The following is a 20,858-nucleotide window of genomic DNA, read 5'->3' on the forward strand; positions in this document are numbered from 1 at the left end:
TCTCTTTAGCTAAAAAATTCGGTAATTGGCCAGCTTGTAAGCTAGACGGTACGAGATTACGATGAGCACCATAGACACAACGGATTTGAATAAACCGACCGCTGTTGCAATACCAAACTTTCCTTCCAAAATAGCTGTTCGATAGACGAAGGTATCAATAATATCGCCTTTCTCGTATACAAGCGCGTTATAAAGGTTGAAAATTTGATCAAAGCCCGCATTGAGGACGTTGCCAAGCGATAGTGTACCAACGACAACAGCCATTGGCAGCAGTGCCGGAATTGTAATGTAGATGGTTTGCTTCCAGCGTGATGCTCCGTCAACCTCAGCAGCCTCATATAATGAAGGATTAATATTCGCTAGAGCAGCAATGAACACAATCGTTCCGTAACCAAACTCCTTCCACACCTCAGAGACGACCACCGTAAATCGGAACCAGTTACCGTTCGATAAAAACGGTACAGGATCTATGCCAAGCATGGACATTAAGAAGCGATTAACGAGCCCTCCATCTGTCGATAAAATATCAACGAGAATACCGCCCAGAATGACCCATGATAAAAAGTGAGGCAAATAAACGAGCGTTTGAATAGTGCGGCTTAAATACGCCTTACGAATTTCATTCAGCAATAGTGCAAATATAAAAGGTACGAGCAGGTTAAACACAATTTTTAGACCTGCAATAATGAAGGTGTTCCATATGACCTGTACACTATCCTGACGTTCAAACAGTAGCTTGAAATTATCCCAGCCAACCCAAGGGGAGCCTGTAATACCAAGCCAAGGCTTAAAGTCCTGAAACGAAATGACGATCCCTAGCATAGGCACATAGTTAAACACGATGAGAAACAGCAGCGATGGCAAAATCATAAGATGAAAGGGCCAATCCTTTATTCGCTTCATAACAACGCCTCCTTAAACATTTCATGTACTGCTTCGATATACTACTTTGCTTAACATCCCTAATAAGAAAATTATAGCTAGAGGTGCTGACCATTCGACAGCCCACAAAACCAATATTCATGGCACGATTACAACATCTTTGAAAAGCAAGAATGTCTGAAAAATAAAGCTCGTTCAGCAGCTAGTAACCAGCACTGAACGAGCTTGTAAATGATCCTCACTTGTAGGGTGTGAAGCTACTACTTCACGCCGTTATACCACTCATTGACTTCGGCTGTTATCTGATCTCCGCCATCAGCTTTCCATTGCTTGACAAAATCATCAAACGCACTAATGTCCTTATTACCGTAAATGATTTCGTTAAATGCTGTCAGCTCAAGCTTTTTCAAATAATCAAGCTTGCTGTTCATCGACTCAGTTGGAGGGCCTGTGAACATATCCTTATACGAAATATCTTCTTGCTGCAATAGAACAACCGCAGCAGCAGGTGTCTCCTCGCCATAAGAGGACTTCACTTCTTTTTCTAGACGCGTGACAGGCTCCTTGCCATCAGCCAAATTCATAAGCGCCTTCATCTGTGCATCAGGAATACGTGCACCATCGCGTACAAGCAGGTAACGAACCGCATTCACATAGCCACCAGGGATATCGTCCCAACGTAATAGTGAACCATCATCTGCTATATCGTAGTCATAGTTTTTGAACAAACCGTTTTCAAATACGCCGCCTTCCTTAGGGTCAGCATAATTGTCGAATAAATAGTTTTGATACGTAAAGAACGCTTCTGGGTACTCCATTTTCGTACTAATTAAAGTCACACCATTCGTATAGTGTGTTCCATGGCGCATTGCCGTTCCATCTTCACCAGTAGGAATTGGATATGGCTTCCATACTGCATCTGGATCATTAACTGCGGTATCTGATAGCGGCCAGCCACTCATCCAGTAAGGGCCTGCGATAATGCCTGCTGTACCAGCAACGGCTGGAACTGCTGTTTGGTTTTCATCCCATAGTGCAATCTCTTGTGGAATGTAGCCCTTGCTATGCCAGTCATGCAGCAGCGCTAAGCCGTCCTTCATGCCTGGATGAATGGAGCCATACTCCAGCGTTCCGTCCGCAGCGACATTCCATTGCTCAGGCAATGTTCCGAATGCGCCAAAGATCCAGGACGGGTCACCCATCCAAGTGTTAAGCTTCATCTTCGTTCCCATACTTAACGGAGTAACCTCGCTTGGCGATAGACCAGACGGGTTATTATTCTTGAACTGCTCTAGTACATGCTCTAGCTCAGCAATTGTTTTTGGTGCTTCAAGCTTTAATGCATCTAACCAATCCTGACGAATCCATAGTAGATAGTCATGGTTGTAAGCATAATCTAGTACGGGTATTCCCATACGTTCACCGTTACGTGTATATGGGTTCCATACATTGTCATCGAGTGCCATCGCTTGCTTCCAAGTGTCGTTTGCATATTCATCAAAAAGGGAGCCTACCTCACGGAACAGACCAGAATCGATCAGTTCGTGCGCTAGCTGTGCATCTCCAATCGTTACAACATCTGGAATGTCGTTGCCTGAGTTAAGAGAAAGACGCATTTTCGTTTGAAATGCATTGTTGGAATCGGTTACAGACCATAGCGATTTAATCTCGATCCCTAATGTATCTAGGGCCCACTTTGTCGCTACGTTATTTTCGATCGTCTCATTGTTTTTGAACTTAAGCTCTGGGTCAATGCCCCAAACTGTAGAAATCGTAACAGGCGGATCATACTTATCCTTATAAGCAGATTCATTGCTCTCGTTACCTGTTTGATTCCCTTCCTGTGTTGCTTCAGGTGTTTTTGTGCTATTCGTAGTTGTATTGCCGCCATTATTACTGCCGCTGCATGCTGCTATCGTCGTCGCCAGCATAATGAGGATCAATAATAGTAATGATTTTTTCATCTTTGTACCCCCTTACGAATAATTGCTACACTTTAATTATAGATTGGGGTCACAGGTCAGCCTATGTTACTCTCTCAACATTTCTGCACCTTTATCAACCTTTAGTGAAGAAATCAATATTCGCCGTCGAATAAGCAACTTATGAGCTACATCGTGATCAAAGTTGGACTTTTTGAGCTATCTCTTTCAATAATGATTCAATAAGTTCAGGCTTCAGGACCAAGAAGATGGAGGAATACTAGAAAGCGAGTAGCGCAGCGTACGTTACTTGGTACGTGAGCATCGGAGCTTTCGGTAGTACTCCATATTCGCCGCCGAATAAGCGACAACGCTATGCTTCGTCATCAAGCCTGTACTTATTGAATTACATCTCCAATAAAGGTTCAATAAGTTCAGACTTCAGCACCAAGAAGATTACACGCTAGTAGAAAACGCGGAGCGCAGCGTACGCTTTTAGTACGTGAGCACCAAAGTTTTCGCTAGCGTGCAATATTCGACGCCGAATAAGCTACATCGAGCTACATCGTGATCAAAGTTGGACTTTTTTAGCCTCCTCTCTATTGGTCGCGATACTCGTTGGGTGTGCAGCCATAATATTTTTTGAAAACCTTACTAAAATACTGTGGGTTCTGGTATCCTAGCTCAGTCGTAATTTCGTAAATTTTCTTGTTCGTATGCTTCAGCATATAAACCGCCTTTTCCATTCGAATACGGATAATATAATCGCCAAGGCTTTCGCCAGTCTCTTGCTTATATAGCTTCGATAAATAAACCGGATGTAAATATACGCGATCTGCTATCGTTTTTACTGAAGTATCTACACCGAGCTCCTTACTTACAAGCTCTTGCACCTGCTTAATAATATGCTTTTTATGGTACGAATCACTTTCGTCATATTGGATGGAAAGCAGATCAAGCATCTCATTAGACCATGCACGCAAATGAGTGGCGGTTAGCATAAATGATCGGTCAAGCAGCAGATTGACACCTTGTGGATCGATGCTATGCAGATCAACCCCCATTTTGCTAGCAACATAGATCAATCCGTTGGATATCGCAATAAATGCTTCATACAGTTTTTCACGAGTATGCTGCTCGCTGCTGATAAAAAATGCATCGAGCTTATCTTTAGCCGCTTGCCACTGGCCACTCTCTAGCAAATTAATAAAGGTCGGTGGTTTATGCAGCTCCTCTAGCGCACTGTGGCTTGACAGCTGCATCATACTAAGTTCATCCATCATGACAAGTTTAGGCTCATCCAGTCTTATGCGATAAAGTGTCGTTAACGCTTCCCGATAATGCTTGCTTAACTGTTCCGGGAAGTTAAACCAATCCGAAGCCACAATTGAAATTTCTCCATCTAGATAGCTCATAACCTTCTGCTGTAAAGATTCGCATAGCCGCTTCATCATTTCCTTACTGGAATAGCTGCTCGCTACCCCCTCCCGCAAAGCAACGAGGATAACGACATGATCCTGTGACGAGCTGCTATGCCAAACATGATAGGGATCACGGAAGGTTTCCTCCGCAATATTCCCAATCGCATATTCTATTAATTCGATCGACGGTCGGTCCATTTCCATAAAACGCCCTGCCAGCTGTACCGTTAGTAAGGTGCATGCCTGGTCAACCCTGAATTCGAGCTCATATTGCTGAAGCAGACGATTCAGTAATGCATCTGGCCGTCTTCTTCCGAGCAGCAGCTCCTGCATTAGCTGACTGCGAAGCACCGCTTGCTCAGATTTTCTCGCATATTGTTGACTTTGCTCCTCTTCCATCCGCTTTCTTTCCTCCGTAAGCACCTTCACCTGCGAGGAGATGCAGCGAATGAACGCATCATCATCTACTGGCTTAAGCAAGTAATCACCCGCTCGAAGCTTGATTGCTCTCTGTGCATATTCGAAGTCCGAGTAACCGGTAAGCAATACCGTCTTCAGTCTTGGCCACCTGTCCTTCGCCTGCTCAATAAGCTCAAGACCAGTCTGCTCTGGCATCCGAATATCAGTAACAAGTATGTCGATATGCCGCATCATCAGCACTTCAAGTGCCTCAGCCGCAGAAGCAGCCTGATATACACCATGTACACCGATCTCCTGCCATGGAATCGTCAAGGCAAGACTTTCTGTTACATACGTTTCATCATCAACCAGCAAGATGTCCACCATCGATAGGTTCCCCCTCATTATCTGTATCCTGCTTATCAGTAGCATGCCAGCTAATCGTAACACTCAAGCCCCCAAGCCTTGAGGGCTGTATCGTAATTCCCGCATTGTTGCCATAACGTAACGTCATCCGTTGATGCACATTCCATAGACCGCAGCCCATATCTTCCTGCATTGGATAATTCAATCGTTTCATGAGAGCAACAATATGTGCCTCGTCCATCCCTTTACCGTCATCCTCTACGGTAACTGTAACCCTATGTCCCACTCTAGCGACAACAATCGCAATTGTACTCGCCGTACTCGATCGCTCAATACCATGCAGAACTGCATTCTCCACTAACGGCTGAATCGAAAGCGGCGGTATCATCTCAAGCAACAGCTCGTCTGGGAGCTCAATATGATAGGTTAACCGCTTCATACGCATCACGCTAATATCCAAGTAGTGCTGAACAAACGTTAGCTCCTCCTGCAGAGTGACCAGCTCTTTCTCCTGTCTCGTCGTGTAGCGATAATAATGTGATAGGTTTTGAGACATCGCGATAACGGCACTGTAATTTTGCAGCTTGGCCATACTAGAAATAAATGAGAAGCAATTATAAAAGAAATGTGGGTTTATTTGGGATTGTAGCTGCTTAAGCTTGGCCTCTCTAATATGTATCTGCTCGAGATAAGAGCGTTGAAACAGCTCCTGAATCTGAGTAACCATTGAATTAAATCGTTTGAATAAGAAAGTAAACTCCGTATTGCCCTTCGGCTGGAGTCGAACCGAATAGTCCTCTTTTTTAACACGCTGAAAGCTCATGATCAGCTGCTTTATCGGTACTTGAACCTGAACATAAAGAAGGTACACGACGACAGCAGCCATCAATAGAAGAGCAGCCACCGATGCATAAAACAACGTATTGCTTTTAGTTATAGGAAGCATCATCTCAGAGAGTGGTAAATAATCTACTAAAATCCACCCTGTCGTCGTCGAGCGCTCCATATTGACAAGATACGATTCGCCCGCCAGCGTCACGATTTCATAGCTTGACTTTTCAAGGTCCTGCAGCTGTAGATTTTCGAGCAATTGTGCTACTAGCTCTTTATTGGCTGCACTATGATAAATAATCTCCCCTTCCTTCACATAATAGAAAGGATTGCGCTGCCCATCACCGCGAAAGGCATCCAGCATCTGCTTAATATTTCCGCTGCTGAATTGAACCTCTAATACTAAATTCGACTTCTCTGGATTACGCGAGCTAGAAAAAAGAGATACCGTAACAAGAGAAAACTGATGCTCGCGCTCCTGCTCTGACACGGCATAGCTGGTCATTTGCCAGCCCTTAGCAGATAAAGACGGCAAATATGTCTCATCCAGATGATTAACTTTGCTTGATGTAATGATTCGCTGTAAGGAAGGAGAATAAATCGTTAGCTGACTTGCCCAGTTCACCGAGTTTTCCTGGATGCTCAGCTTTTTTTGAATTCGCTTGATAAGCTCTATCGTTTCTAGATCTAAGTGGTCGCCAACTGGATGGTGAATATCCTTCAAGTTAGATATGTCTGGATCATAAATTAATAGATTGGGCCATTGGCTAATGGAATGTATAACGGTATCTATCTGCTGCTGAAAAAAGTTAAGCTGGTCACGACTTGAGTTTTGCAGCTCTGCACGCAAAACATCTGTACTCGTTTTATTGGAATACACGTACAAAGCGATAATTGGTATAAGCATTAGTACTAGTACCGTAAGCATTTTTCGATATAAATTAAATGTTGGCATGCTGCCTCACCTCGTTATCTAAAGATCGTAACGGAAAATAAAACGCTTTCATAGTACATTTTATTAATATTTATGGTAATTTTTAAGGCATTTTATAAAAATTCGAGAAAGCTTTTCATGCTAACGACAAACAACCCCCAGCTTCTATTCGGGATGAGCCAATAAGCGGTCTCGATCCGAAATACTGCAGGGGGTTGCTGCACTAAAAATTAGTTTTAATATTTTCGATGGTCAATTTCTAGATGAGCATACTCTTGTGTAAATATATCCTCGGGCGGAATGATTCGTTTAGGTAATGTGCGGCCACCCATAATCTCTCTAGCTGCTTGCATCAGTAATGAGCCTTGTAGTGGGTTACATTCGATCACTGCATTGATCTTACCTTCGATCATCATCTCAAATGCTTGACGAGTTCCATCCACCGATATAATGATGATATCTTTACCTGGTTCAAGTCCAAATTCCTCGATCGCTTGAATCGCTCCAATTGCCATGTCATCATTATGTGCGAACAACAGCTGTGGTGGTTGTTCCCCAGCCTCCTGCAAAAATTGCTCCATCACTTTCTTACCGCCCTCGATTGTAAAATCCGCGGGCTGACTCATTATTATTTCCATATCATCTCGCTCTTGAATCACATCACGGAAGCCTCTTCCACGATCAATGGACGGCGTGGAGCCAACTGTTCCTTCAAGCTCAGCGATTCGAATCCCCCCTGGTTTATTTCTCATTTTATCTAGTGCGTATTTCCCTGCCTTAATGCCTTCCTCATAAAAGTCCGAACCGATAAATGTAACATAAAGTGAAGTATCCTCTACATTGACAGAACGATCAATAATGACCACTGGAATCCCTGCTTCTTTAATTTCCTGTAAGATGTTCTCCCAGCCCGTTTGAACGACGGGAGCAATGGCGATGACATCCACCTGTTTTTCAATAAAAGAACGAATAGCAGAGAATTGCGCTTGCTGCGATTGCTCTGCATTTTCAAGCAGCAACGTAATCCCCGCTTCCTTTGCCGATTCCACGATAGATGCTGTATTAGCTAAACGCCAATCACTCTCGCTTCCTAGTTGGGAGAAGCCCATAACAATATCCTCGTTCATATGGCTCGGATACAAGGAGCTTATATTGATTGTCTCTGTAACGACTGTTTCAACGGTTGGCATCTGAGATTCTACCGGCTTATTCTTTGAAAACGCAAAGCATCCTGTAAGTAAGAAACATAAGCATAGCAAAAAACATAACGTAGCCCTTGTAGTCGTTTTAAATAAATGCAATGAATACTCCTCCCTCCTAGTTCCGCGATAATGCTAGCATGCTTTCACCTTATCGAACGCATTTCTAGATAGCAATATAGTTTTTTTTGTTGTATGTGTATTTTTTTTCGAAATTCACCTGTGCATTGCCTGGTTTTTCCACAAACAATATACAATTAGAATATATTTAGTGAAAGGTATAACTTTCTTCGTTCGCTTGAAAACGTTAACATGAACGATCTTATTTGTTATATGATGTGAATATATAGACTGTTATTCAGCAAGGAAGGATTGTATCGGATGAAGCAGATCTTTTCTAGTCTTCGTGCCAAGCTGCTCGTTATGTTTATTATTTTAGCATCAGTGCCCTTACTAATTGTTGGAGTTGTCTCTTATCAAAAATCATACCATACACTATCAGACCATAGTAAAGCATCCACTCTGCTATATGCAGATCAATTAGTCAGTGACATTGATACATTGTTTCTAGACACACAGAAGCTGCTAGAGCTTGGAACAAACCCGACGGTACTCTACTTTTTAAGCTCTCAAACCGAAACCTATACGGAAGCAAAAGAAATTGTACAAACATTAGATATTTATCGCGGCACCTATCAGTACGATAGTGTTCTAAATATTCAAATGGTTAATCTATATGGAAAAGGTATTAGCGAACGTAAAGGTGTTTTTCAACTAGATCATAACCCACTCAGAAATCCTCACTTCGTATTATTATCTGAACACCCAGATGAAATATTAATAATTCCACCAACAGAAGCTTCAAGCTTTGACAGGCTCGATGGCTTTACATACCCAGGGGACAATGTTATTTCTATCATCGCGCCTCTCAAGCAGCGCGTGACGCATGAGGTCATCGGTTTTATTGTTATCGATCTCGACGATCAAATGATTGAGCACTATTACAACAATATTACGATTGGAAACACTGGTTTTTTCTTTGTCGCAGATCAATCTGGCAACCCTATTTTTTGGCCAGAAGCAAGAATAGGAGATCTTCCCTCAAGCAAAACGTTACTGACACATACGACATCACCTAGGGGAAGCTTTACTGAAGAGCTAAATAACGAGAAGCAGTTTTACGTCTACGCTACATCTGAAATGACTGGCTGGAGCATCGTCGGTATAGCTCCACTTAAAGAGATTATTGCTGATGCGATTGAAATTAGATTGCTAATTCTATTAAGTGTTGGGCTAAGCGCAATATTCGCCATTTCCCTCTATATTTCATTAACTCAACGTATTATTAGGCCGCTTCAGCTGCTCAAAGCAAAAATGCGGAAGGCAGCTGACGGTTACCTTGAAGCAAAAATAAAAACAAGTGGACAGGATGAGATAGCTGATTTAAGCGACAGCTTCAATACTATGCTGGAGAACATTAAACATTTAATTGAAAATAATAATCGCGAGCAAGAGCAAGTAAAGAAGGCAGAGCTCAGAACACTCCAAGCACAAATTAACCCGCATTTTCTATACAACACGCTGGAATCCATTATATGGATGGCGGAAACAGGCAAAAACGATAACGTTATTAAGCTTGTTAAGGCAATGTCTCAATTTTTCAGAATCTCCTTAAATAAAGGCAGAGACTGGGTAACGATTCAGACTGAGCTGGAGCATGCTAAGAGCTATTTAACCATTCAGCAAATGCGATATTACGACATTTTAACCTATGAGATCGAGGTTGATGATGCGCTTTACTCTTATCCAATTCTGGCTATGACGCTTCAGCCTTTGATCGAAAACGCTCTTTATCATGGGATAAAAAATAAACGTGGCTTAGGGAAGATTCGTGTCAGTGGACAGATAGAAAATGATTATTATATTTTGCTGACCGTTGAGGACAACGGAATTGGGATTTCGTCTGAGCGGCTGCAGCATATTAGGGAGAGTTTGACCTTACCTATGGAAAGCTCCTCATCAGAGCAGATTGATGAGGAAAATGAAAGCGGCTTTGGCTTGTTTAATGTCCATCAAAGATTACGCCTCTACTTTGGAGAGCCATGCGGTCTTATGCTTGAAAGCATCTACGGCGAAGGTGCTCGTGTTTCTGTACGAATACCACGGAAATAAAGGGAGTTACATCGAGGCTATAACAATGTAGCTACGAAAAGTTTTAGCTTATGCTTCCGATGTACTTTTCGTTGCATCGGAGATCACAAATCGTAGCTACGAAAAGTTTTAGGAGGGTCCTATGAAAAAGATCATGCTGGTGGATGATGAGATTTTAACTCGTGAAAGTATTAGAAACTGTGTTGATTGGAAAAGCAATGGATTTATCTATTGTGGTGATGCGGCGGATGGCGAGATGGCACTGCCATTAATTGAGGAGTGGAGTCCGCAAATTGTCATTACTGATATAAAAATGCCTTTTATGGACGGCTTGGAGCTAGCTTCCATTGTTCGCAAAGCGTATCCTCACATCAAAATCATTATTTTAAGCGGGCATGACGAATTCCATTACGCACAGCAAGCTCTCCGTATCGGTGTTGAAGACTATTGTCTTAAGCCTGTTGGATCTACTGACTTAATTGAGCTGCTGCAAAAAGTTAGCAAGCAGATCGATTCCGAGCAGCTTCAGAAGGAAACAGCTGCCTATACAAAGGATAAATTGCTCTCAGATATGTGCGGAGGTTTAATCAATACGTCCAAGGCAATTGAAATCGCAGCAAATTATCATATTTCCTTGATCGCCCGTTATTATGCTGTGATCTCTATCGACTTTTGTTTCCATGAAGAATTATTAGATGATAACTCTTATAAGCTTGCTGCGGAACAGTTTATTTCTTACTTTCAGTCAGACGTAGATGTATTAAGCTATCGACCAAGCCGTAGTGAGTTGGTCTGCCTCGTTAAATCCAATAATGAGCATGTGCTGCAGCAATGCTTAGCAGAGCTGCCTCAACAAACCAAGCCAATGCTGCAGCTGCTTAACTGTAAAGCTTTACTTGGTATTGGCTCAATTGAACAAAGACTGCAGAGTATTCATCAATCGTATCTAGTTGCCGATCATGAAAAAAACAAACAACGATTATTGCAGAACAGCCAGCTGGAAGCTAATACTTTTTTGCAAAATGCAACGGTACAACAACCGCTCATTGATCGAGCAAAGTTTATTAATTTTGTAAAAATCGGCACAACGGAGCAGCTACATGAATTTTCCCACGCATTCTGCAAAGATATTGAGCAGCTATCATGGAGCAATTCGATGTACGGCATATACTTGTTTAACGAACTGACGCTTGAAGCATTCCACACCGCAAAGCAATGCTTTGCTGACATTCCAAATTGCAGTGAGCTCGTTGCACAGATGCAGCAACGAGTTAGAGAGATTAATTCTTTGGAGCAGTGCAAGTCTTACCTAATCGACCTTTTATCGTTGCTATGGCAATGGAGATCAATTGGCGCTAATCAATATAGCGAGCTAATTCTGAGAGTAAAGCAATATATTACCGAGCATTATCACAATAAGCAATTATCACTACAGGAAGTATCTAGACATGTTGGAGTAAGCCCAAGTCATCTTAGTAAAGTGTTCAGTCAGGAAGCTAAGCAGACACTTACTGAATTTATTACGCGTACTAGAATTCATAAAGCTATGGAGCTGCTCAAGACGACAAATAGCAAAACATTCGAGATTGCTTATGAGGTAGGCTATCAAGACCAGCATTATTTCTCTAACATTTTCAAAAAGGCGACAGGAATGACACCAATTGAGTTTCGCAAGCAAGGCAGTGCAATGACCGCTGAGACCTTTTACTTTGCGGGAGGGGTAAAGCATGCTGCAGCTCAGAAAACTTAGCGCTCAACTCTTAGGCATACTCGTTATCGTTTTGCTTGCAAGCTGTACTGAGCAGGAAAGAAGCCATATGATTGGCATAACGGGAGAAGTAGATCAAGCCATAGCGGAAAGCTTATCCTTCGGTATAATATTTCCAATGGCTGATCCCTCGTATGAATTAATTACCGAGCACGCAGAAAAAATGGCTCAATCGCACAACATCCGTTTGCTTGTTGCAGCCCCGGACGAGGCAAATTTAGAGCAGCAAATCCGAATCATGGAATCGATGATTAGACAAAAGGTTGATGGCATTGCCATATCTCCTGTTGATGCTGAAGCGCTCGAGCCTGTCATTAACCAGGCTATCGACAATAATATACCTGTGATCTGCTTTGAATCAGACGCTCCTAACAGTAAACGGCTTAGCTTTATCGGAGCCGACAATTATGAAACGGGTCGCCAGCTTGGAATGGCGACAAACAAGCTGCTAAATAATAAAGGGATGATTATCGTTGGAACTGGCATGTCTGATATGCTTAGTCTAAAACAAAGACTGGAAGGGCTGCTTAATTATATTAATGAGGAGACAGAAATCGAAGTACTGCAGGTTAAATATAATGAAGGAAAGAAAGATATTGCTATTGAAAAGCTGGAAGAAATGATTAACGAGCATCCTCATTTTAGTGCTTTCTTAAGCCTTGATTCTGTATCTAGCTCTGCCTCAATTTTAATTTGGAAGGCCGCAGGCATGAACCGGTATGTGTTAAGCATCGGCAAAACTGCTGAGTCAGAAACGGCGATTCACAACGGACAGATCCATACGATCATTTCTCAAAATGAGCATAGCTGGGGCTCCACAATCATTGACACACTTATGAAGGCCAATCAGCAAACCGTCATACCATCGTTCATTGATATGGGAATAGAAGAATTGAACACTACTAAACAATAGAAGCAGACATGTGTCTGCTTCTTTGCTGCGCATACAATAACGCTACACATACTACGTTATGATTTAAATATCGCTTGCCTTGCACTAAGCACCTTCTGCAGTAAAATAAAAAGACAAAGCAGCAGGCCAATTACAATTTTCGTCCACCATGAGCTAAGCGTGCCTTCAAAGCTAATAATCGTCTGAATAATGCCCTGGATCATCACTCCAAAAAATGTGCCTACGATATAGCCAACACCGCCTGTCAACAGCGTCCCTCCGATTACGACGGCTGCGATCGTATCGAGCTCCATCCCCACTGCGTGCAGCCCATAGCCTGAAAGCATATAAAACGTAAATACTACACCTGCAAGAGCTGAACACAAGCCACTAAGCGTGTACACTAATATTTTTGTTTTTGCTACTGGCAAGCCCATTAGCAATGCCGATTGCTCACTTCCCCCGATCGCATATACATTTCTGCCAAACGATGTGTAGTGCGCGATATAGATAGCTGCTGCAACTACAACAAGCGCAATAATTACACTTATTGAGATGAAGCTGCCACCTGGCAGCCTAATCTTTGTTTGTGCCATTGCTGTATAAAATGGGTTGTCGATCGTAATCGTTTGGATGCTAATAACATAGCAAAGCCCGCGTGCAAGAAACATACCTGCCAACGTAACGATAAATGGCTGTATCTTAAAATAATGTATAATTGCTCCCATGCCACAGCCCAGCAAAGCACCTATCAGCAATACTAGCGGAATAACGATGATAGGAGACCAGTTCAGCTGCTGAACGAGGCTGGCTGATATCATGGTCGTTAATGCAATGACTGCGCCAACAGATAAATCAATGCCACCTGAAATAATGACGAATGACATGCCTACCGCCACAATCAGTAAAAAAGCATTATCGATCAATAGATTCAAGAGAACCTGTGGCGAAAAAAAACCATTGTAGCGAAACGAGCCTGCTATGAACATGAGCAAAAATAATGATGTCGTAACCACAATAGGTACATATTTTCTATTGATTGACATGACTCGTTGCCTCCCTTTCTGCTGTATAGTGCCTTGTATTCCAGCGATGAACGAGTGTTTTTCTGAATGTTTCTGACTGAATCAAGCATACGATAAGCACGACGCACGCTTTGACGACAAGCGTAATCTCAGGCGGAATACCAATCATATATATCGTTGTTGTGAGTGTTTGAATGATAAGTGCACCAATAATAGTACCAATGAGATAAAAGCGTCCGCCATTGAGTGAGGTCCCGCCAATAACGACGGCCAAGATCGCGTCAAGCTCATACCAAAGCCCTGCATTGTTACCATCTGCACTTGATACGTTGGAGCTGACCAATAATCCAGCAATTCCTGCACATAAGCCGCAAAAAACATATACCAACATTAGCACCATCACGGAGCGAATACCGGATAGACGACTCGCTTCAGGATTACAGCCTACTGCTTCAATAAATAACCCCAGTGCACTTTTACGCGTTAATAACAAAGCAATGGCTAGCATTAGAGCAACGACAAACACAGAAACCGGCAAAGCAGCCAAAGCACCTGTACCGATAAAAGCATATTTAGGACTGTTAACTGTAATAATTTGTCCGCTAGTAATGAGCTGTGCAATCCCTCTTCCTGCAACCATCAGAATAAGTGTTGCAATAATAGGCTGAATACCTGCTTTTGCAACGAGTAAGCCATTCCACAAGCCTAGAAAAAGGGAGAGCAACAAGGCCATTCCCATAGCTGACAGCACTAAAGATAAAGTGTTTTGATCATTTCCTCTGCTAATAATCAGGCAGCTTAGTGCTCCTGCAATCGCTACGATTGAGCCTACAGATAGATCAATGCCCTTTGTAGCGATGACAAGCGTCATCCCTATAGAAACTAGCATTAATGGGGCTCCAAAATTCAATATATCAATTAAACTACCGTACAGCTTTCCATCTCTAACAACGATACTAAAAAAGTCAGGTGAATATATGAAATTAAACAACAATAAAGAAAATAATATGGCAACCGGCCAAAATAAATGATGTTTATAAAGTTGTCTCATCTACACTAACCTCCTGCGATCGTCTTCATAATGGAATGCTCTGTCATTTCCTGGTCGCTAATCTCCTTAATTTTACGACGATCTCTTAGCACAGCAATTCTATGGCTGACACGTAAAACTTCTTCCAGCTCTGAGGAAATAAAAAGAACGGACATTCCTTTTGCCGAGAGATCCAGCACTAAGCGTTGAATTTCAGTTTTTGCACCAACATCGATCCCTCTCGTTGGCTCATCCAATATAAGCAGCTTTGGTTGCGTTAACAGCCAACGTGCTAAAAGAACCTTTTGCTGGTTGCCTCCGCTTAAATTTTTTATGAGCTGCTCTGTATGTGGAGGGTTAATATTCAATAGCTGAATATAATGCTCTGCGATCTCATGTTGTTTTTTACGTGAGAGCGGCTTATACCAGCCACGTGTCGATTGTAGTGCCACGATAATATTTTCTCGTACCGTCAACTCATCCAATATTCCTTCAGTTTTTCGATTCTCCGAGCAGAAAGCAACACCATGCTCGATGGCCTTTCGAGGTGACTGAATATGCTGGTTAGCCTTGCTCATTCGTACCGTACCTTGGTCTAGCGCATCAGCTCCAAAAAATAAGCGAGCAGTCTCCGTTCTTCCTGATCCAAGTAATCCAGCTAGACCGATGACTTCACCTTTACGCAGCTTTAGATCAAATGGTTCAATTGCTCCCTTACGTGCTGCTTGCTTTGCCTCTGCAATAATCTCGTTCCCTTCGAATTGCTCACTAGCTGATTTGCTAGGAAGCTTTTCGAGCTGCGTCAAATCCTTCCCTATCATCTGTGAAACGAGCTCCAGCTTCGGCAAGTCCTTTGCCATATATTCACCTACTAAATTTCCATTGCGCAATATTGTAATACGATCAGATATTTCATATACCTGATCAAGGAAATGTGTAACGAATAAAATAGCTAATCCATCTTGCTTCAAGGTTTGCATAATACTGAACAGCTGCTTTACCTCATTAGCATCAAGGCTTGAGGTTGGCTCATCCAGAATTAATACTTTTGCTGATATGCTCAATGCACGTGCAATCGCGATGAGCTGCTGTATTGCAACGGAATAAGCATGTAATGGCAGCGTTACATCTATATTAAGCTGCATTCGTTCCTTCAGCAGCTTGTCAGCATTACGATTCATCTGCTTCCACAGAATACGTCCAAAACGTCTCGGCTCTCTACCGATAAAGATGTTTTCAGCAACCGTTAAATTCGTACAGAGATTAACTTCCTGATATACGGTGCTTATTCCAGCTTCTTGCGCTTCAAGTGGGCTTTTTAGTGATACGGGTTGATTAGACAGCTTCACAGCACCTTGATCAATGGAATAAACACCTGTAAGAACCTTAATTAAGGAGGATTTACCCGCTCCGTTTTCGCCCATCAGCGCATGTACTTCACCAGAAAACAGCCTAAAATCTACATTACTAAGCGCCTTCACTCCTGGAAACTGTTTATGAATACCACGCATTTCGAGTACTGGTTGTTGTTCCATCTGTCTCACTCCCAAAACATGTCATAGTTATACAAGAGAAAGCCACTCTAGCAGGCTGTAAGCCAATTGGAGTGACTTTCTCACATCAGATTAGTACTTTACTAGTACGCTCGTGTTGGCAATGCTTCTAATGCCTCTTCCGAAGTAAACGTTGCCTCCTCTGTCGCTACACGTCTTGGAATTTCTACACCGTCAACAACATCCTTCACCATTTCCATTAGCTGTGGCCCTAGCATTGGATTACATTCCACGATGAAGTTGATTTTGCCTTCACTTGCAGCAATCATGCCATCTTTAACCGCATCAACCGAAATAATAATAATGTCCTCCCCTGGCTTTAAGCCTGCTGCTTCAATCGCTTGAATGGCGCCAAGTGCCATATCATCATTGTGGGCATATAGTACATCAATATCTTTGTGAGCTTTCAAGAAAGCTTGCATAACCTCTTTCCCTTTGGCACGTGTGAAATCTCCTGTTTGTGAAGCAATAACTTGAAGATTAGCATTTTCTTTAATGATTTCTTCAAAGCCTGCCTTGCGATCATTGGCAGGTGCCGATCCCGTTGTACCTTGCAGTTCAACAATATTAATCGTTTCACTCGCATCTTGGAATTGCTCTACTAACCATCGGCCAGCTTTTCTGCCCTCTTCTACAAAGTCAGATCCGATAAAGGATAAGTAAAGTGACTCGTCTTTAGAATCTACAGCACGGTCAACGAGAATAACTGGGATGTTTGCATCCTTCGCTTCCTTCAACACTGTGTCCCATCCAGATTCAACAACTGGCGAAAATGCGATGACATCTACCTTTTGTTGAATGTAAGAACGAATGGCTTTAATTTGGTTTTCTTGCTTTTGCTGAGCATCAGAAAATTTCAACTCAAAGCCAGCAGCTTCAGCTGATTCTTGAATTGACTTTGTGTTCGCCGTACGCCAGCCACTTTCCGCACCAACCTGGGCAAAGCCTAATGTAATTTTCTTGTCGCTGCTAGAGTTATTATTGTTTGTATTTTGTGCGTTTGTCGTTGTTGTCGTGCTACCATTATTCGTCTTCGTTGAATCCCCCGAATTTCCGCATGCCGCTGTAATAACCATCATGATGGCTAGCGCCATTATCGCACCAAACTTGCGATATGTTCTCATTATGATTCCTCCTCTTTATTGATCACCAACAGGTGTATCCAGATTATAAACCGCTTTCACAACCCGCTTATACGAGATGCCATACGGTATTTATTGAATATTTTTTGAAGTTGAAGCGTCATAAAACCAAAAGTGTATTATTTTGTTTAGTTTTTGTAATTTTCATGCTGTAATAGCCGTCCATTGACGAAGATTTGTTCAACATGTAAACAAATGCAGCAAGTACAAAGATTTGCACATTGTTTGCAACGCTTTCATTTAACATAATTAAAGCGTATTCATTTTGTTGTTGTACTGAGCAATATATAGACCATGTTTATACAGTAAGGGGGTAACCGTTTATGTATAACGTTCTTCTAGTTGGGCCTAATCCGGTAACGTTAAAGGAAACGGAAGCTATCATTCAACGATTAGATGTAGGCTACCAAGTTCATGCCAGTATAAGTACATATGATGAGGCAATGGATCTGCTCAATGAGAAAACCATTTCACTCGTTATCATTCCGATGCAAGGGTATAACGCGAGCGGTATGTTACTATGCAGCCGTATTCGACAGCATAGCCGAATTCCAATTCTACTGCTAGGAGGTAAAAACGACTTCCAGCTTGCTAGAAAAGCGCTCACCTATCAAATTAGCGATTATTTAGCCGAACCTTTAAAAGTTGATGCCTTGGAAGCTAGCCTACTAGCCATTCGGAAAGAGCTTGAGTACCATTACACCTTCTACTCTACGACACTCATTCCTCAATCCTCTGCGATCAAGAAGAAGGATGACGCGTCTAAAGCAGTTATTGACTCCGTAAAGCGCTATGTACAAGATGAATTAAATCAAAATATTACATTGAAAAAAATATCAAGAAAGCTGCATTTTAACTGTGCGTACTTAGGACAAAAATTTAAGCTGTATGAAAACATGTCCTTTAATGAATATTTGCTGCAGCAAAGAATGGAAAAGGCGAAGCTGCTGCTAACAAGAACGGATCTTAAAATCTACGAAATTGCCAATGAAATTGGCTACACAGAGATCGATTGGTTCTACAAGAAGTTTAAGGAATACACCGGCTTGAGTGCCAACATGTACAGAAAGCAATACGAATTGTCTCGCGCTAATTAAAAAAAGAGCCTGCTGGTTGACTGATATCTCTCCCTCGTTAAACAGATTACCTGTCTAACTAAGGAAAGCGTATCAAACCAGCAGGCTCTTAACTTTCAGTGTAATTATCGGATGAGCTGAAACTCACCGTCTACCTTTTTCCAATAGTGGAAATAGTCATAATCTACATAACCGCCCGATTGCGCAGTTGCGTAGTTAAACAAACCTATTCGATAGCCCATAAAATGATCTAACGTATATCTCATTTTTAGAGGCTGACCGATGCTCATCCAATCTCCCTCTGATGTTGCATAATAAAAATAAGCTAGATCTATGCTATCCTCAAATTCAAATTGTATTTTGAAGTATACGACTGGCGCGTCACAAGGTATCGTCTCTACGATTTGCTCTTGTCCGTCTCCGTCATTTACTGTCATTACAACCGCTCGTTTTCCTTCACTATCGACTTGCATCCCCACTGTGCCAAACCAGTTCTGCAAGGCCACTAAGCCGGCATGGTCACCTGGCTTCATTTGCGTCACATCAACTACAACCTCGCCTATACAGGATGGTCCTTCAGTACGCTGGGTAATGGTGTTTCTTGCTTCAAGCACACTGTGAGCTAATGCGCCTGTCGTAAGTCTTAAATATCCTGTCCGCTCCGTCACAGACCATAGCTGCTCGTTCGGGCGATGATTCCATTGCCACTGTAAAGCTAGCTTATTTTCCTTATAATCAAATTCGTCACTACATACGATCGGTCTAGTGCTTGTATAGGGAAGCGATACTTCAAACGACTCTGGGACTTTACCGTTTACTCCGAATACGGGCCAGTCCTCCTCCCACGTTACTGGAACGACAACGGGGATTCTGCCCACGGCATCATGATCCTGGAATAGCATCGCATACCACTTGCCATTAACATCCTTCACAATGCCGCCCTGAGCTACGCCATGATTGCGATATCCCAAATTATCATCCAGTACAACTTTAAGCTCGAACGGGCCTAGCAGGCTTTCCGAGCGATAGCAAATCTGTCTGCGACGCTGGTTGCCATCTCTTGGCCATTCGATAAAGAAAAAGTAGTAATATCCATTTAATTTGTACGCATGACAGCCCTCAGCGCGCAGCCCCATCCCTTCTGACTTCCCTTCAAGTAGCAGCTGATTCAAGCCACCTTCCTTGACTGAACGTAGATCAGAGGTTAGTTCCGTAATGTGAATGTTGCCGTTGCCATGAATGACGTATACACGATCCTCATCGAATAGTAAGCTTGGGTCGTGGAACAGCTGTTTAATAACCGATCGCTTCCACTCCCCTTGCTCGATGCTGCTTGATCGATATACATAAAACTGACGTGTATCATTGCTGGAGAAGCACACATAAAATACGCCATTATGCTCTCGAAGACAAGTAGCCCATGAGCCTTTACTATATATGTTTTTCCCGTCGACCATATTGTGTTGATCATTATCCTCTAGCGTATCAAACACATAGCTAATAATTTCCCAATTAGCCATATCTCTCGATCTCATAATCGGACAGCCCGGCATAGAATGCATGCTTGTGCTTACCATATAGAAATAGTCACCTACTGCGATGACACTTGGATCTGGAACATCAGCCCATATAATTGGGTTTTGAATCATCGTGCTGCTCATTGTGATTGATCCTCCTTTAGTTCTCATATGTATGAATAATATCTTGTACCTTCCTAAACAACAACCTGCCAGTTCACGGCTTTTATACCTGCTGAAATATGGATAGCCCATTATAATATATCTCTAAGCAATCGCTGGCTATGTGCATCCAGCTGCCTCCAATTAACAATATCGCAGCGTCTGCCATCAAGGTCGGATAATAAAATTCGGTCTCCTCCTGGAAATTGAATATGATCATGTAAATTCCGCATAATGATACGAATCGAACCGAGATGGGTTTGCAGCTCCCAAAACCACAGATCTGAACGCTGCTTAATGGATTCAATTTTAGTGACACGAGGTAGAAAATAGCGAAGCTCAATTTCCTCCTTCAGTACAGCTGCACTGTCTCGATCAAGTCCAGCCAATGATCGGACGATTCCAAGCTCATTGCCGTCCTTCGTTCGTATTGAAACATACTCGCTTGTGTACCGCATTGGGAATGTAAGAAAAATAAGCAGCTCGTGATACGTTTTTCCATCAACAATTCCCTGTAGTACTCCACCCTCGCCACGGTATACGTAAAGCTCTTCTGACGAAAGCATTCGGATGTCCTCTGCACTCATC

15 protein-coding genes are annotated in these 20,858 nt (G+C 42.4%); 4 read left to right on the forward strand and 11 right to left on the reverse strand.

Translation table 11 applies throughout. From position 1 onward, the window contains the following. Positions 1-9: 9 nt before the first annotated feature. The 5 genes from NSQ99_RS15410 to NSQ99_RS15430 all read right to left on the reverse strand — a co-directional run bounded on the left by NSQ99_RS15410 (position 10) and on the right by NSQ99_RS15430 (position 7,945). The gene (locus tag NSQ99_RS15410; protein ID WP_251666182.1) at positions 10-903 is read right to left on the reverse strand and encodes an ABC transporter permease; all 894 of its coding nucleotides are present in this window, start codon (positions 901-903) and stop codon (positions 10-12) included. 239 nt (positions 904-1,142) lie between these two features. Then, positions 1,143-2,846, reverse strand: coding sequence for an extracellular solute-binding protein (locus NSQ99_RS15415; protein ID WP_340837619.1), 1,704 nt, complete (start codon positions 2,844-2,846; stop codon positions 1,143-1,145). Positions 2,847-3,403: 557 nt separating this feature from the next. Beyond that, the gene (locus tag NSQ99_RS15420; protein WP_340837621.1) at positions 3,404-5,011 is read right to left on the reverse strand and encodes a response regulator; all 1,608 of its coding nucleotides are present in this window, start codon (positions 5,009-5,011) and stop codon (positions 3,404-3,406) included. Further along, positions 4,989-6,776 carry a cache domain-containing sensor histidine kinase gene (locus NSQ99_RS15425; protein WP_340837622.1) on the reverse strand — a complete coding sequence of 596 codons (1,788 nt, stop codon included), beginning with the start codon at positions 6,774-6,776 and terminating at the stop codon, positions 4,989-4,991. The genes NSQ99_RS15420 and NSQ99_RS15425 overlap by 23 nt, the downstream gene beginning before the upstream one ends. 215 nt (positions 6,777-6,991) lie before the next feature. Continuing rightward, positions 6,992-7,945 (reverse strand): ABC transporter substrate-binding protein, encoded by a 954-nt coding sequence (locus tag NSQ99_RS15430; protein ID WP_340837624.1) that lies wholly within the window; start codon positions 7,943-7,945, stop codon positions 6,992-6,994. Between the two features lie 390 nt (positions 7,946-8,335). Between NSQ99_RS15430 and NSQ99_RS15435 the strand changes: the two genes are divergently transcribed. The 3 genes from NSQ99_RS15435 (at position 8,336) to NSQ99_RS15445 (ending at position 12,786) form a co-directional block, all read left to right on the forward strand. Next, the gene (locus NSQ99_RS15435; protein WP_340837626.1) at positions 8,336-10,126 is read left to right on the forward strand and encodes a sensor histidine kinase; all 1,791 of its coding nucleotides are present in this window, start codon (positions 8,336-8,338) and stop codon (positions 10,124-10,126) included. 121 nt (positions 10,127-10,247) lie between these two features. Continuing rightward, the gene (locus tag NSQ99_RS15440) at positions 10,248-11,855 is read left to right on the forward strand and encodes a response regulator transcription factor (RefSeq protein WP_340837629.1); all 1,608 of its coding nucleotides are present in this window, start codon (positions 10,248-10,250) and stop codon (positions 11,853-11,855) included. Beyond that, the gene (locus NSQ99_RS15445; RefSeq protein ID WP_251666189.1) at positions 11,833-12,786 is read left to right on the forward strand and encodes a substrate-binding domain-containing protein; all 954 of its coding nucleotides are present in this window, start codon (positions 11,833-11,835) and stop codon (positions 12,784-12,786) included. The genes NSQ99_RS15440 and NSQ99_RS15445 overlap by 23 nt, the downstream gene beginning before the upstream one ends. 56 nt (positions 12,787-12,842) lie before the next feature. Here the strand turns inward: NSQ99_RS15445 and yjfF are convergent, their stop codons facing one another. From yjfF to NSQ99_RS15465, 4 genes are all read right to left on the reverse strand, one after another. Further along, the gene (yjfF, locus tag NSQ99_RS15450) at positions 12,843-13,811 is read right to left on the reverse strand and encodes a galactofuranose ABC transporter, permease protein YjfF (protein ID WP_251666190.1); all 969 of its coding nucleotides are present in this window, start codon (positions 13,809-13,811) and stop codon (positions 12,843-12,845) included. Further along, positions 13,798-14,841 (reverse strand): ABC transporter permease, encoded by a 1,044-nt coding sequence (locus NSQ99_RS15455; protein ID WP_251666191.1) that lies wholly within the window; start codon positions 14,839-14,841, stop codon positions 13,798-13,800. The genes yjfF and NSQ99_RS15455 overlap by 14 nt, the downstream gene beginning before the upstream one ends. Positions 14,842-14,846: 5 nt before the next feature. Continuing rightward, positions 14,847-16,355, reverse strand: coding sequence for a sugar ABC transporter ATP-binding protein (locus NSQ99_RS15460; RefSeq protein ID WP_340837633.1), 1,509 nt, complete (start codon positions 16,353-16,355; stop codon positions 14,847-14,849). A gap of 101 nt (positions 16,356-16,456) precedes the next feature. Further along, positions 16,457-17,497, reverse strand: a complete 1,041-nt coding sequence (locus tag NSQ99_RS15465) for an ABC transporter substrate-binding protein (RefSeq protein ID WP_251666193.1) — start codon at positions 17,495-17,497, stop codon at positions 16,457-16,459. A 341-nt stretch (positions 17,498-17,838) separates the two neighbouring features. On the opposite strand from NSQ99_RS15465, the gene NSQ99_RS15470 reads away from it, so the two are divergent. Then, positions 17,839-18,612 (forward strand): response regulator, encoded by a 774-nt coding sequence (locus tag NSQ99_RS15470; protein ID WP_251666194.1) that lies wholly within the window; start codon positions 17,839-17,841, stop codon positions 18,610-18,612. 104 nt (positions 18,613-18,716) lie between these two features. Here NSQ99_RS15470 and NSQ99_RS15475 read toward each other — a convergent pair whose 3' ends face one another. After that, positions 18,717-20,252: a glycoside hydrolase family 43 protein gene (locus NSQ99_RS15475; RefSeq protein WP_340837636.1), complete on the reverse strand. Its 1,536-nt coding sequence runs from the start codon at positions 20,250-20,252 to the stop codon at positions 18,717-18,719. 110 nt (positions 20,253-20,362) lie between these two features. Then, positions 20,363-20,857, reverse strand: coding sequence for a DUF1854 domain-containing protein (locus NSQ99_RS15480; protein WP_251666196.1), 495 nt, complete (start codon positions 20,855-20,857; stop codon positions 20,363-20,365). Position 20,858 lies beyond the last annotated feature (1 nt).

The organism is Paenibacillus sp. FSL W7-1287 (assembly GCF_038004245.1).
Lineage (GTDB): Bacteria > Bacillota > Bacilli > Paenibacillales > Paenibacillaceae > Pristimantibacillus > Pristimantibacillus camelliae.

Coding starts and splice junctions, on each gene's coding strand:
- NSQ99_RS15435 (WP_340837626.1), top strand. CDS start 8,336: ATGAAGCAGATCTTTTCTAGTCTTCGTGCCAAGCTGCTCGTTATGTTT.
- NSQ99_RS15440 (WP_340837629.1), top strand. CDS start 10,248: ATGAAAAAGATCATGCTGGTGGATGATGAGATTTTAACTCGTGAAAGT.
- NSQ99_RS15465 (WP_251666193.1), bottom strand. CDS start 17,497: ATGAGAACATATCGCAAGTTTGGTGCGATAATGGCGCTAGCCATCATG.
- NSQ99_RS15425 (WP_340837622.1), bottom strand. CDS start 6,776: ATGCCAACATTTAATTTATATCGAAAAATGCTTACGGTACTAGTACTA.
- NSQ99_RS15455 (WP_251666191.1), bottom strand. CDS start 14,841: ATGAGACAACTTTATAAACATCATTTATTTTGGCCGGTTGCCATATTA.
- NSQ99_RS15420 (WP_340837621.1), bottom strand. CDS start 5,011: ATGGTGGACATCTTGCTGGTTGATGATGAAACGTATGTAACAGAAAGT.
- NSQ99_RS15470 (WP_251666194.1), top strand. CDS start 17,839: ATGTATAACGTTCTTCTAGTTGGGCCTAATCCGGTAACGTTAAAGGAA.
- NSQ99_RS15480 (WP_251666196.1), bottom strand. CDS start 20,857: ATGAGTGCAGAGGACATCCGAATGCTTTCGTCAGAAGAGCTTTACGTA.
- NSQ99_RS15475 (WP_340837636.1), bottom strand. CDS start 20,252: ATGAGCAGCACGATGATTCAAAACCCAATTATATGGGCTGATGTTCCA.
- NSQ99_RS15460 (WP_340837633.1), bottom strand. CDS start 16,355: ATGGAACAACAACCAGTACTCGAAATGCGTGGTATTCATAAACAGTTT.
- NSQ99_RS15415 (WP_340837619.1), bottom strand. CDS start 2,846: ATGAAAAAATCATTACTATTATTGATCCTCATTATGCTGGCGACGACG.
- yjfF (WP_251666190.1), bottom strand. CDS start 13,811: ATGTCAATCAATAGAAAATATGTACCTATTGTGGTTACGACATCATTA.
- NSQ99_RS15445 (WP_251666189.1), top strand. CDS start 11,833: ATGCTGCAGCTCAGAAAACTTAGCGCTCAACTCTTAGGCATACTCGTT.
- NSQ99_RS15430 (WP_340837624.1), bottom strand. CDS start 7,945: ATGCCAACCGTTGAAACAGTCGTTACAGAGACAATCAATATAAGCTCC.
- NSQ99_RS15410 (WP_251666182.1), bottom strand. CDS start 903: ATGAAGCGAATAAAGGATTGGCCCTTTCATCTTATGATTTTGCCATCG.